The sequence below is a fragment of the Isoptericola variabilis genome (assembly GCF_050311655.1).
GTDB lineage: Bacteria > Actinomycetota > Actinomycetes > Actinomycetales > Cellulomonadaceae > Isoptericola > Isoptericola variabilis.
Genome location: NZ_JBNOZM010000005.1, coordinates 201,637 through 214,518, shown reverse-complemented (window position 1 = coordinate 214,518; position 12,882 = coordinate 201,637). Strand labels below are relative to the sequence as shown.

Below are 12,882 nucleotides of genomic sequence, written 5' to 3'. Positions count from 1 at the left end.
TAGGCTCGGGAAGGACCTGTGCACCCGTGACGACGGCATGACGACGGCACCCGCGATGACACCTCCAGGGGCGACATGATCGAGGCACACGGCCTGACCAAGCGCTACGGACCCAAGCTCGCGGTGGACGACGTGACGTTCACCGTGCGGCCCGGCACGGTCACGGGCTTCCTCGGCCCGAACGGCGCCGGCAAGTCCACCACGATGCGGATGATCATGGGCCTCGACCGCCCGTCGGCGGGCCGGGTCACGGTGAACGGCAGCCCGTACGCGCAGCACGCCCGGCCGCTGGCCGAGGTGGGCGCGCTGCTGGAGGCCAAGGCCGTGCACCCCGGGCGGACGGCGCGCCAGCACCTGCAGGCGCTCGCCGCGACCCACGGGATCGCGCCGGCACGGGTGGACGAGGTGGTCGAGCTCACCGGCCTGACGGCGGTGGCCCGCAAGCGGGTGGGCGGCTTCTCCCTCGGCATGGGCCAGCGGCTCGGCATCGCGGTCGCGCTGCTGGGCGACCCGCGCACCCTCATCCTCGACGAGCCGGTCAACGGCCTCGACCCCGAGGGCGTGCTGTGGGTGCGCAACCTCGCCCGCTTCCTGGCGAGCGAGGGCCGCACGGTGTTCCTGTCCAGCCACCTCATGAGCGAGGTCGCGCTCACCGCCGACCACGTGATCGTCATCGGGCGCGGGCGGATCCTCGCGGACATGCCGGTGCAGCAGCTCGTGGACGGCGCCTCCCGGCACATGGTGCGGGTGCGCTCGCCGCAGGCCACGGACCTCGCCGACGCGCTGCGGCGCGAGGGCGGCGACGTCGCCCCGGCCGACGACGGCGCCCTCGAGGTCACGGGCGTCGAGGCGGCCCGGGTGGGCGAGCTCGCCGCCGCGGGCGGCGTCGTCCTGCACGAGCTGACCCCCGTGTCCTCCACCCTCGAGGAGGCCTACCTCGAGCTCACCGCCGACGCGGTCGAGTACCAGACCGAGTCCCTCGACGCCCCCGCGACGGACGGAGCGCCCCGATGACCGCCACCGCACCCGCCCGGGAGGCCGCACCCGCCGTCGTCGTGCACCGCGTGACGTTCGGCCGGGTGCTGCGCGGCGAGTGGATCAAGTTCCGCACCCTGCGCTCCACGGTGTGGACCGTGGTGATCACGGCCGTCGTCATGGTGGGGCTGGCGCTCATGATGGCCGCGATCATGCGCGTGGCCGCCGACACCCCGGAGATGTCCGAGGGCATGTCGCAGGACCCCGGGCTCCAGGCGATCGGCCTCACCGGCACGACGATCGTGACGTTCGGCTACTCGTTCGGCGCGCTCGCGATCGGCGTGCTGGCGTCGCTCATCGTGACCAGCGAGTACTCCACCGGCACCGTGCGCTCCACGTTCGCCGCCGTGCCGCGGCGGCTGCCCGTCCTGTGGGCCAAGCTGGTCGTCATCGTGCTCACCACCGCGGTGGTGGTCGCCGTCGCGCTCGCGATCGCGTACGTCGTCACGGCGCCCATGCTCGACACCGCGGGCCTGAGCGTCGACCTGTCCGACGGCGAGCAGGTCCGCGCGCTCGTCGGCTGCGTGCTCTACCTCGCGACGGTGGCGGCGTTCGCGCTCGCCGTCGGCACCCTCATGCGGCACAGCGCGGGGGCCATCTTCACGATCGTGGCGATCTTCTTCGTCGTGCCGCTGATCTTCAACATCGTGGTCCAGGCGACCGACGCCGCGTGGACCGACTGGGTGAACAAGCTGCTGCCCAGCGTCGCCGGCGAGCGGATCATCTCCCGCGGCATCGAGACGGATACCCTGCTCGACCCGTGGGTCGGCTACGCCGTCCTCGTCGGGTACACCGTGGTGCTGCTCGTCGCCGCGGCGATCACGCTCAAGCGCCGCGACGCCTGACCTCGTCCTGAAGACGCTGTGAGCGGGCGTTTGGCCCTGTCTCGCGACGAAACAGGGCCAAACGCCCGCTCACAACTCTCGACCGGCCTCGTCAGGCGGGGTCGGTGCCTGCCTGACGGCGGGCGACGGCGGCGGCCTCCTCGGCCGCCTCCGCCTTCTCCGCGGCCCGTGCCGCGGCCCGCTCCGCCTTCTCGGCCTTGCGCACGGCGCGCGAGTCGCGCTTGGAGCGGCGGCGCTCCTTGCGGCGCTCGATGAGCTCGTAGAGCACCGGCACCACGAACAGCGTGAGCAGCGTCGAGGAGATGAGCCCGCCGATGACCACCAGCGCCAGGGGCTGGCTGATGAACGACCCGCCGCCGGTGAGCCCGATCGCCATCGGGGTCAGCGCGAAGATCGTCGCCAGCGCCGTCATGACGATGGGGCGCAGACGCTTGCGGGCGCCCTCGCGCACCGCGTCCTCGAGACCGCGACCCCGCTCGCGGTACTGGTTGATGAGGTCGATGAGCACGATCGCGTTCGACACCACGATGCCGACGAGCATCAGCACGCCGATGAGCGCCGGGACGCCCAGCGGGGTGTCGGTGGCGAGCAGCGCCAGCAGCGCGCCGGTGGCCGAGAACGGCACCGACACCAGCAGGATCAGCGGCTGCACCAGCGACCCGAAGGTCGCGACCATCACCAGGTAGACGATGGCGATCGCGGCCACGAGGGCCAGCCCCAGGTCGGCGAACGCGTCCGCCTGGTCGGACGCGACGCCGCCGATCTCGACGGTCGCGCCCGCGGGCAGGTCGAGGTCGTCCGTCGCAGCCGTGATGTCGGCGCTGAGCGTGCCGACGTCCTGCGTCTCGGGCGTCACGGACACGGTCGCGGACCGCTGCCCGTCGGTGCGGGAGATCGACGTCGGGACGTCCACCTTCTCGACCGTCGCGACATCGGTGAGCGGCACCGTGCCCGCGGCGGTCGGGATCTCGAGGTCCTCGATCTCGGCCTGGGTCGCCGGGGCGTCGCCGGTCTTCACGACGACGTCGATCGGGCCGTCGCCGAGGTCCACCTCGCCGGCGGTCTGCTCCGGGTCCATCGCGCCCGACACGATGCCGGACACCTGGGTCTCGGTCAGGCCCGCCTCGGCGGCCTTCTCGCGGTCGACCGACACCTGCACCACCTGCTGCGCGGCGGAGAGGTCGTTGGTCACCTCGGCCACGCCGTCCAGGTCGGCCACCGCGTCGGTGACCTGCTGGGCGGCGGCCTCGAGGTCGTCGCTGTCGTGCGACTGCACGACGAGGTCCACGGTGCTGGAGCCGAAACCGGAGTCACCGCCGGAGACGCTGACCTCGGAGGTGACGCCCGTGCCGGCCAGCGGCTCGACGGCGTCGCGGATCTCGGTCTGCGCCTCGACGCCGTCGGCGTCGGGGTCGAGGGTGATCGCGAAGGTGGCCTGCGGCGCGGAGCCGCCGCCCATGAACGCGGCCATCGCGGCGTCGCCGGAGCCGACCGTGGTCTGCACGCTCTCGACGGCGTCGACGTCGGCCAGGGCGTCCTCGACCTCCGTGGCCGCGGCGTCCTGCGCCTCGAGCGACGCGCCGGTCTCGAACGTCTGGGTCACGGTGACGGTGTCCTGGCCGGAGTCGCCGATGAAGTTGGTCTCCAGGCGCGGCACCAGCGCGAGCGTGCCGCCGAGGACGGCGACCGCGACCACGAGCGTGACCCACGGGTGGCGCAGCGCGGCGCCGAGGCTCGGCACGTACGCGCGCTGCCACAGGCCGCGGCGCTCCTTGGCCTCGGCGGCCTCGCGGACGCGCTCCGCCTCGGCGGGGTCGGCGGCCACCGTCGGCGCCTTGACGAACCAGTACGCCAGCACGGGCACGATCGTCAGGGCCACGACCAGGGAGGCGAGCATCGCGATCGCGACCGTCATCGCGAAGGGCCGGAACAGCTCGCCCACCATGCCGCCGACCAGCGCGATCGGGAGGAAGACGGCGACCGTGCTGATGGTCGACGCGGTGATGGCGCCGCCCACCTCGCGCACGGCGGTGAGGATGGCGGCCTTCTTGTCCTCGCCGTACGACAGGTGCCTCTTGATGTTCTCGATGACCACGATGGCGTCGTCGACGACGCGACCGATCGAGATGGTCAGGGCGCCGAGGGTGAGGATGTTGAGCGTGTACCCGGTGGCGTTCATGACCACGAAGGTCACGGCCAGGGACAGCGGGATCGACACCGCCGACACGAGGGTCGAGCGCAGGGAGACCAGGAACACGAGGATGACGATCACCGCGAACAGCAGGCCGAGCCCGCCCTCGGTCGCGAGCCCCTCGATGGACTCCTCGATGAACGGCGCCTGGTCGAACACGACGGCGGTGGTGACCCCGGCGTCCTCGAGCTCGGGCCTCAGGTCGTCCATCGCGTCCTGGACGGCGTGGGAGACGTCGACGGTGTTGCCGTCGGGGGTCTTGGTGATGGCGATGCCCAGCGAGGACTCGCCGTCGAGCCGGGAGTGCGACGTCGCCTCGACCGGCACGACCTTCACGGTGGCCACGTCGGCGAGCGTCACGGGCTCGGGGGCGGCGGGGGCCTGCGGGATGGTGGCGCCGTCGGCCGGCGGGGCGCCCGTGCCGTCACCGACCTCGCCGGTGGTGCCGCCGGTCGCGTCGCCGGCGCCGGTGGTCGCGCCCGCCGCCGCGGCGGGGTCCGGCACGAGCGGCAGCGCCTTGAGCTCCTTGACACTGCCGATGCTGGAGCCGGCCTGCACGGAGTAGGTGACGTCGTCGTCGGTGATGGTGCCGGCCGGGAGCACGACGCCGTTGTCCTGGAGCACGTCGGCGACGTCCTGCGTGGTGAGGCCCGCCGCGGCGAGCTTCTTGGTGTTCACGTCGACCAGCACCTGGTCGGTCTCGCCGCCGGTGACGGCGACGGAGCGCACGCCGTCCAGGTCCTCGAGCGCGGGCACGACGACGGTGTCGACGGTGTCCGCGAGCGCCGCGGCGTCCACGTCCTCCCCCGTGTCCTCGTCGGCGGCCGCGGCGAGCTGGATGACGGGCAGGTCGTCGAGCGACCCGGTGACGACCTGCGGCTCGACGTCCTCCGGGAGCTGCGACTGGATGCGGGTGACGGCGGTCTGGAGCCGCTGCGTCGCCGCGTCCATGTCCGTGCCGTACTCGAACTGCACGGTGGTCACGGAGCTGCCGGTGGACGCCGTCGAGCCGATGGACTCGATGCCCTCGACGGACTGCGCGGCGGCCTCGAGCGGCTCGGTGACGCGCTGCTCGACCACCTCCGGCGACGCGCCCGGGTAGGTCGCGACGACCGCGCCCGCCGGGAGCTCCAGGGACGGGATGAGCTCCTGCTTGAGGGAGCCGAGGCTCATCGCCCCGAAGACGAAGATCGCGATCGTCGCCAGGGCGACGACGGCGCGGTTCGCCAGGGACAGGCGGGCAAGTCGGAACACGCTCACTCCAGACGGGCGGTCGGCAGGGGGGCACGACTCCGCTGTCGTGACGCTTGGGCTGAACGGACGATACGCCGCCCGAGTTCCCCCGGACATCCTCCGAAAGTCGGACGCCCGACCCCGAAATACGGGTCACCCCGCCCGGCCCGACGGCCGGGGCGAGCCGTCACAGCTCGGACATGGCCTCCTCGGGCGTGCCCTCGACGGCGGCGGCCGCCTTGTTCCACCGCGACCACAGCACCTTCTCACCGAGCCGGCCGGCCATCGTGTGCGCGGTGAGCAGGAAGACGATCACGCCCACGGCGAGCACGCCGACGCCGACCCAGTAGGGCGCCGAGGCGCCGACCGGGTGCAGCAGCCCGGCGATCACCGGGGCGGGGGCGGCGAAGCCCCAGCGCACGAGGTTGAAGGCACCGGTGGTGACGCGGCGGTCGGGGTCGCCGAGCGCGAGCGACAGGTCGGTGAGGATCGCGTTGGCGATGCCCATGAACACGCCGGCGACGACGAGCACGACGATCGAGGCCGCCGTCGGGAGGCCGAGGGCGAGCAGCAGCGTCATGACGAGCACGCCGGCGACCGCGACGCCCAGCGTCTGCACGGCGCCGATCGTGTGCGCGAGCTTGTGGCCGACGACGAGGATGCCGAACGCGAGGCCGAGGCCCCAGGCGGTGAACACGAGGCCGAGGGGGACGACGTCGAGCCCGAGGAAGATCGGCGTGTAGCCGAGGATGATGAAGAAGACGAAGTTGTACGTGGCGGTCACGACGGCGAGCGCGAGGAACGCGGGCTTGCGGAAGAGCCCGAAGACCTGGCCCACGTGCAGCGGCGCCGGCTTCTCGGCCGGGTCCTTGAGCTTGGTGATCGACATCGCGAGGGCGACGATCATGAACAGGCCGCACGCGAAGAACGGCACGCGCCAGCTGATGCTGCCGAGCAGCCCGCCGATGAGGGGGCCGACGGCGAACCCGAGGCCGACGCAGGTCTCGAAGATGCCGACCACCCACTCGCGGTCGTTGGCGAGCGAGACGAGCAGCACCATCGCGGTGGCGAAGAACATCGCGTTGCCGAGGCCCCACAGGCCGCGCAGCGCGGCGAGCTGGCCGATCGACGTGCTCAGCGCGGCGAGGATCGCGGCGATCGCGACGATCGTGACGCCGGTGCCGAGGATCTTCTTGTAGCCGAACTTCCCCGTGGCGAGGACGGCCGGGATCATGCCGACGGCCATGACCGCGATGTACGCGGTGAACAGGAGCTCGATCTGCCAGGTCGTGGCGCCGATGGCCTCCCCGATCACCGGGAGGATCGGGTCGACGACGGCGATGCCCGCGATCGCGAAGAACGCGGTCAGCGCGGTCGCGTAGATCGCGGTCTTGTTCGGTTCGTTGCGTGTGCCTGCCACGGACTCCTCACTCCTGCCCCACGATCGGCCGCGGGCGTCGTCTGCTGCTGGTTGCTGGCCGTCGTCGTCGCCGGCCGGCGCCTCGGAGGGCGCCGAGATACCTGCATCATGCAGGCAATTACCTGTAGAATACACCTATGACCGCTTCCCGGGGAAACAGTGTGGAGAAGAAGCGCCCTGGCCAGGGCGACGACGCCGGCGCGGCGGGTCCGGAGATCGTCGCCCGCGTCGAGCTCGGCCTCGCCCAGCTGCTGCGGCGCGCCGAGCGCACCACCGCCGCGACCACCGTCCGGACCGGGGGCCACGACCTCGACCGCTCGGGCTACCTGCTGCTGCACGCCCTGCGCGAGGGCGGCCCCCAGCGCGTGCAGGCGCTCGCCGAACGGCTCGGGATCGACGCCTCCACCGTGACCCGCCAGGTCGTCGCGCTCGAGCGGGCGGGCCACGTGCAGCGGTCCCGCGACCCGCACGACGGCCGCGCCGTGCTCGTCTCCGCGACCGCCGGCGGCCGGGACGCCCTGCGTGCGCAGCGGCGCCGTCGCAGCGCCACGTACGCGACCGTGCTCGCGGACTGGAGCCCCGCCGACCGCACCCGGCTCGCGGAGCTCGTCGAGCGCCTCAACGCCGACCTCGACGCCTACAAGCGGGACACGCCCCCGGCCTGACCCGGGCTCCCCGACTGTTTCCCCGGCCGACGGTTGTCCCGGTCGCGCGACCCGCTCCTCCTGGTTAGCGTCGACGTCGGTGCCCGCGGCGACTCCGCGCGCCCACCGACCTGCCCGCCCCACGTACCGGATCAGAGGAGATCGGCGTGAGCACCCAGGCCACCGCAGACCCGACCCCCCACGAGCGACGGCGACGGCGAGTCCGGCGTGCGGTCGCGGCGGCCGTCGCGACGGCGCTCGCGCTCGCCGTCTCGCTGGTTCTCGTCCCGGGGCCGGAGAGCGAGTCCGCCCCGAAGTTCAACGTCCGGTGCGACGAGCTCATCGAGGGCATCGAGGGCATCGCCGACGTGGCCGACCTGCCCGGCGGCGGCCTGCCCGACGCCCACACCGAGACGATCGACGACTACGAGTACGACAACCCGGCGGAGAAGCTGCGGCCCCGCCAGGAGCCCACCGAGGCCGAGCTCAAAGCCCTCACCGGCAGCTACGAGGACTACACGCCGGGCACCGAGGAGCACATGCTGCGCCGCTGGAAGGCGTACGAGGGCGACTGGGAGTGGGACCGCTGGCGCAACACCTACATCCCCGCGGTCTCGAACGACTACCGCGGCGACGGCTACCACCGGAACGTCGCGAAGCGGCTCAAGCTCGGCGGCGCCGACTGGATGTGCGAGGACAACAAGCTCTGGGAGGAGGAGAAGCTCAGCTCGAAGCGGCGCTACGACTCCGTGAACCGCAAGCTCAAGATCGCGTACGAGCTCAAGTCCGGGGACTCGCCGCTCAAGCTGGAGCAGCTGCGCGCGGACCAGGCGCTGCGCGCCAAGGGCTGGCGCGTCGTCTACATCTTCAGCAAGGAGCCCCGCCCCGGCCAGGTCCGCCTGCTGCAGCAGCACGGCATCGAGCACACGAACCTGCGCTCGACGGCCGTGCCGAGGAACCCGTCGCCGCCCGGGAGCACCGCGATGGACCCGCGGTGCGCGACGACGGCGCAGGCCTCGACCCTCGCCTGCCGCACGACCGCCGGACCCGCCAAGCAGCTCGCGGGCGGGTCCGGGCGCAACGCGGCCGAGGCCCGCGAGGGGCAGCGGATCCGCAACGACCTGGGGCAGGACAGCCGCCGCCCCGGATTCGGCGCGCGGCGCCCCGGCGGCATCGACTGGCGCTCGCTCGAGCTCAAGTACGTCACCGACGACCCGAAGAAGGAGGACTACGGGTACGCCTTCTCCGCCGACGAGCTCCCCGACGACGGCGAGGCGGAGCCCGGCTTCGGCGGTGAGGCCGCGCTCGACCTGTCGTCGGACGCCCTGTTCACCTGGCTCGCGCTCGACCCGAGCCAGTTCTGGGTCAACCTCAACCCCGACACCCCCGAGACGGTCATCGACGAGCAGTTCGCCAGCACGGACGCCGGACGGGTGCTGCTCGAGGCCGACCTGGAGTTCAAGCGCACCATCGCCGACGGCATGAACCCGGACACCGAGCTCGGCAAGGCCTTCTGGGACTCGCTGGAGCGCACCGACGAGGGCGTCATCTGCTACGACTGGTACCGCTTCTGGGTGGACCCCAAGCCCGCGACCGTCCGCCAGGACGACGGCGAGCTGTACATCCTCGACGCCCCGCTGCGCGCCCAGATCGAGCCGGTCGAGGTGGACTGGGAGATGCCGGGCGAGGACATGTGTGCCGACGCCCCGGAGGACGTCGTCGAGCGCAACAACCAGCGGATCGTCGACACGTACGCGCCGTACCTCGAGCAGGCCGTCAACACCGACCCCGTGTACGCCGACCTGCGCCGCGTCTACACCGCCCGGGTCGCGTCGGAGTGGATCAAGGAGCGCGACGCCGAGCGCCCGGGCGCCTTCCACGACGTCATCGGCACGGGCGACGTCTCCGCCTGGCCCGCGAGGACGGAGTGGGACCCGCGCGAGGTCTACGACCAGTACCTGGAGCGTCTGCAGACCCCGCTGTACCGCTACGAGTACGAGCACGGCGACATGGAGTACTGGCTGGAGATCACGGGAGGCGTCGAGTTCCCCGACGCCCCGCGCGACCCCATGGACGCCGAGACGTTCGAGCGGGAGCACCCGCGGCTGCCGGGCACGGTGCGCTCGTCCCGGCTCGAGGCCGCCAGCCTTCCCGTCGAGGCGCAGGAGGGCGACGTCGGCACGCTGGCCGAGGGCGCGGAGAGCACCGCCTGGCTCGGCGGCGGCACCGTGCAGCAGGCCGAGGACCCCGACCCCGATCCGACGGACCCGCCGGACCCGGACCCGACCGATCCACCAGACCCCGACCCGACCACCCCGCCCGGCGAGGACGGCGGCGACGGCGACGACGATGGTGACGGCGGTGGCGGCGCCACCGACCCGGGCCGGGGCGACGACGCAGGCCGGGGCGACGACGCCGGCCGTGCCGACCGGCAGCCTCAGCCGCCGCGCGCGGACGCACCGGCTCCCGAGGCCGCCCCGCTGCCGGGCAGCCTGCCCACCACGGGCTTCGGCGACGCCTGGCTGGCGCCCGCCGCGCTGGTGCTGCTGCTCGTCGGCCTGGGCCTGGTGCTGCTGCGTCGCCGCTGGTTCCCGCGGTCCTGACCACCGCGGGAGGGCGCTCTCTGCCCTGAGCAGATGCGCTGCCGGCAGAGAACCCTCCCGCGGCGGCCGCCGCCGTCGGACGGTGGGGGCATGAGCACACCGACACTGAGCACCCCCGCACCGCCCACTCCACCCGCCTTCGACGACCAGCTCACCGCGCGGCTGCTGCACCAGCGCATCGTGGTGATCGGCACCGAGATCGACGACGCGGTCGCGAACCGCGTCGTCGCGCAGCTCCTGCTCCTGTCGGCGGAGGACCCGCGGTCCGACGTCGCGCTGTACGTCAACTCCCCCGGCGGCTCCGTGACCGCGGGGCTCGGCATCTACGACACCATGCGGCTGCTGCCGAACGACGTGGTGACGGTCGGGTTCGGCTTCGCCGCCAGCATGGGCCAGTTCCTCCTCACCACCGGCACCAAGGGCAAGCGGTACGCGCTGCCGCACACGCGAGTGATGATGCACCAGCCGTCGGCCGGCATCGGGGGCACCGCCGTCGACATCGCCATCCAGGCGGAGAACCTGGAGCACACCAAGCGCGTGATGCACGAGCTCACCGCGCAGCACACCGGCCGCACGGTGGAGCAGATCGCCGCCGACAGCGACCGCGACCGCTGGTTCACCGCCACCGAGGCGGTCGAGTACGGCATGGTCGACCGGATCGTCGAGAGCGTCGAGGACGTGCGGCCGTCCGCCGCCGGCCGGAGGGCGGGGCTGTGATGACCGCGAGGATGGACGAGAAGATGAGCTACACGATCCCGAACGTCGTGGAGCGCACCCCGCTGGGAGAGCGCTACTCCGACGTCTTCAGCCGCCTGCTGCGCGACCGCATCATCTTCCTCGGCACGGAGATCGACGACGGCGTGGCGAACGTCGTCATGGCGCAGCTGCTGCACCTGGAGTCCGAGGCGCCCGAGCAGGAGATCGGGCTGTACATCAACTCCCCCGGCGGCTCCGCCACGGCGATGACCGCCATCTACGACACGATGCAGTACGTGCGCAGCGACATCGCCACCACCTGCATGGGCCAGGCGGCGTCCGCCGCCGCGGTGCTGCTCGCCGCGGGCACGCCCGGCAAGCGCACGGTGCTGGAGCACTCGCGGGTGCTGCTGCACCAGCCGTCCACCCAGGGGCAGGGCACCGTCTCCGACCTCGCGATCCAGGCCCGCGAGGTGCTGCGGCTGCGCGCCGAGACCGAGCAGCTCCTGGCCCGGCACACCGGGCAGACCGTCGAACGGCTGCGCACCGACACCGACCGCGACCTCATCCTGTCGGCGCACGAGGCCGTCGAGTACGGCGTCGCCGACGCCGTCGTCACGTCGCGGAAGCTGTCGGGCCGCGCCGCGGCCTAGCCGTCGTCGCGCACCACCGGGCGCCCGCCGACGTGCCAGTCGTGGACCTCGACCTCCGCGTAGTCGTCCGCGACCAGCACGCGGCGGGCGTCGGCGGGCCCGGGCGCCTCGACCAGAGCGGCCGCCCCGAGGACGGCGGCGCCGTCGTCGGACAGGAGCGGCCCCGCCGCGACCAGGCCGCCGCGCACGCCGGGGGCGGTGACGAGCGGCTCGCCGCTCCCCCGCCACCCGAGCCCGAGGACCAGGAACCGAGGGGCGTCCTCCGGCCCGCCGGGGTAGTCCCACATCGTGCGCCCGAGGACGTTGCGCCACCGGCGCAGCAGCACGTCCCGGTAGGCGCCGGCCTGATAGTTCGGCTCGTCGAACGCGAACGCCCGGGCGGCCTCGGGCCCGGGCAGGTCGAGCACGTGCACGCTGCCGGTCAGCGTCTCACCGCCGTCCGTCGTCGTCGGGCCACGCGCGATCATCGCGCCCGCGAACCTGTCCATGTAGGCCAGGTGCTCCTCGTTGAGCGCCTCGCGCAGCGCGCGCGAACCGGCACGGTCGCGGTGGTAGCAGAAGAACTCCATGCCGCCCGACGGTAGCCCCGCCGGCCGGCTCGCGTCGCGGACGCTCACCCCCTCCGGCTGTCCCGGAAGAACTGCCAGTACCGGCTCGGATACCCCCGGAAGGCGCGAGGGCCGCCGATCTCGTGAGCCGTGGTGAACGAGCGCAGCGCCTCGTCGTCCCGTCCCGCGTCGCGTGCGGCCATCCCCAGGACGACGTGCGGCGAGGTGTCCACCGGGTTGGTGCTGAGGCGGGAGAGCCGCCGGGCATGCTCCAGCGCCGCGTCGGGGGCACCCTGGCGGAGGTACGCCTCGGCGAGGGTCTGGCACAGCACGGCGGCGATCGGAAAGTCGTACTCCCGCTCGAACCAGGGGACCTCGGCGTCCGGCAGCTCGGCCCAGCAGGAGAGCCAGATCGTCAGGGCGGAGCGCTCGTCGCGCTCGGCGACCTCGGTCCCGCGCTCCCACTCGTCCAGCAGGCGTGTCCCGAGGTCGTCGGGCAGGTAGTGTCGCGGCGGCTCGGTCACCGGCTCACCATGCCACGCCCCGGACGCCCGCTCCGATCGCCCTGGGTCGTCCGCTCAGGCGGCGAGGGCGACGACGTCCGACGTCGTCGAGCGCACGGCAGCGGAGCGCACGTGGCGGGACGACGACGGGGAGCGGTCGCGCAGGGACGTGAGCACCCGGACACGGTGCTGCTGCTCGGCGTTCGCGGCGAGCGCGTCGTGAGCCTCGGCGACGAGGTCGACGAGGCGGATGCCGAGCGCCGCGCACACCGCGGCGAGCACCTCGGACGACGCCTCCTTGCGGCCGCGCTCCACCTCCGACAGGTACGCGGTGGACATGCGCGCCGCGCCGGAGACCTCCTGCAGCGTGCGCCCCTGCGCCAGGCGCGCCCGGCGCAGGATCGCCCCGACCAGGTGCCGCAGCAGCGGCTCGCGCACGTGCTCCACCTCGGCCGCACCGCCGATCGTGCCGTGGACCAAGGTGTCGACCCGGGTGTCCGCTGTCATGCGC

At 73.0% G+C, this 12,882-nt stretch carries 11 protein-coding genes; 6 read left to right on the top strand and 5 right to left on the bottom strand.

Annotation, left to right across the window (positions count from 1 at the left end):
• The first annotated feature begins 75 nt into the window (after positions 1–75).
• Together ACQP60_RS13140 and ACQP60_RS13135 are read left to right on the top strand one after the other, a co-directional pair.
• A complete protein-coding gene (locus ACQP60_RS13140; protein WP_429733248.1) occupies positions 76–1,014 on the top strand; it encodes an ABC transporter ATP-binding protein in 939 nt (312 codons plus the stop codon).
• Positions 1,011–1,880, top strand: a complete 870-nt coding sequence (locus tag ACQP60_RS13135; RefSeq protein ID WP_429733244.1) for an ABC transporter permease — start codon at positions 1,011–1,013, stop codon at positions 1,878–1,880. Before ACQP60_RS13140 ends, ACQP60_RS13135 begins: the two co-directional genes overlap by 4 nt.
• A gap of 91 nt (positions 1,881–1,971) precedes the next feature.
• Here ACQP60_RS13135 and ACQP60_RS13130 read toward each other — a convergent pair whose 3' ends face one another.
• Together ACQP60_RS13130 and ACQP60_RS13125 are read right to left on the bottom strand one after the other, a co-directional pair.
• The gene (locus tag ACQP60_RS13130; protein ID WP_429733241.1) at positions 1,972–5,325 is read right to left on the bottom strand and encodes an efflux RND transporter permease subunit; all 3,354 of its coding nucleotides are present in this window, start codon (positions 5,323–5,325) and stop codon (positions 1,972–1,974) included.
• A gap of 166 nt (positions 5,326–5,491) precedes the next feature.
• Entirely contained in the window at positions 5,492–6,724 is a 1,233-nt protein-coding gene (locus tag ACQP60_RS13125) for an MFS transporter (RefSeq protein ID WP_429733238.1), read from the bottom strand.
• Between the two features lie 137 nt (positions 6,725–6,861).
• Here ACQP60_RS13125 and ACQP60_RS13120 point away from each other — a divergent pair, with 137 nt between their 5' ends.
• From ACQP60_RS13120 to ACQP60_RS13105, 4 genes are all read left to right on the top strand, one after another.
• On the top strand, positions 6,862–7,389 hold the full coding sequence (locus ACQP60_RS13120; protein ID WP_429733235.1) for a MarR family winged helix-turn-helix transcriptional regulator: 528 nt from the start codon (positions 6,862–6,864) through the stop codon (positions 7,387–7,389).
• Between the two features lie 146 nt (positions 7,390–7,535).
• Positions 7,536–9,971 (top strand): LPXTG cell wall anchor domain-containing protein, encoded by a 2,436-nt coding sequence (locus ACQP60_RS13115; protein ID WP_429733232.1) that lies wholly within the window; start codon positions 7,536–7,538, stop codon positions 9,969–9,971.
• A gap of 90 nt (positions 9,972–10,061) precedes the next feature.
• Positions 10,062–10,688 carry a ClpP family protease gene (locus ACQP60_RS13110; RefSeq protein WP_429733229.1) on the top strand — a complete coding sequence of 209 codons (627 nt, stop codon included), beginning with the start codon at positions 10,062–10,064 and terminating at the stop codon, positions 10,686–10,688.
• Positions 10,688–11,320 carry a ClpP family protease gene (locus tag ACQP60_RS13105; protein WP_429733226.1) on the top strand — a complete coding sequence of 211 codons (633 nt, stop codon included), beginning with the start codon at positions 10,688–10,690 and terminating at the stop codon, positions 11,318–11,320. Before ACQP60_RS13110 ends, ACQP60_RS13105 begins: the two co-directional genes overlap by 1 nt.
• Here the strand turns inward: ACQP60_RS13105 and ACQP60_RS13100 are convergent.
• Genes ACQP60_RS13100 through ACQP60_RS13090 form a run of 3 tightly spaced genes read right to left on the bottom strand, consistent with a single transcriptional unit; the run spans position 11,317 to position 12,878 of the window.
• Positions 11,317–11,889 carry a YciI family protein gene (locus tag ACQP60_RS13100; RefSeq protein ID WP_429733224.1) on the bottom strand — a complete coding sequence of 191 codons (573 nt, stop codon included), beginning with the start codon at positions 11,887–11,889 and terminating at the stop codon, positions 11,317–11,319. The two genes, ACQP60_RS13105 and ACQP60_RS13100, sit on opposite strands and share 4 nt — an antisense overlap.
• Before the next feature lie 44 nt (positions 11,890–11,933).
• A complete protein-coding gene (locus ACQP60_RS13095) occupies positions 11,934–12,392 on the bottom strand; it encodes a hypothetical protein (protein ID WP_429733222.1) in 459 nt (152 codons plus the stop codon).
• 54 nt (positions 12,393–12,446) lie between these two features.
• Positions 12,447–12,878 carry a helix-turn-helix domain-containing protein gene (locus ACQP60_RS13090; protein WP_429733219.1) on the bottom strand — a complete coding sequence of 144 codons (432 nt, stop codon included), beginning with the start codon at positions 12,876–12,878 and terminating at the stop codon, positions 12,447–12,449.
• Positions 12,879–12,882: the final 4 nt, after the last annotated feature.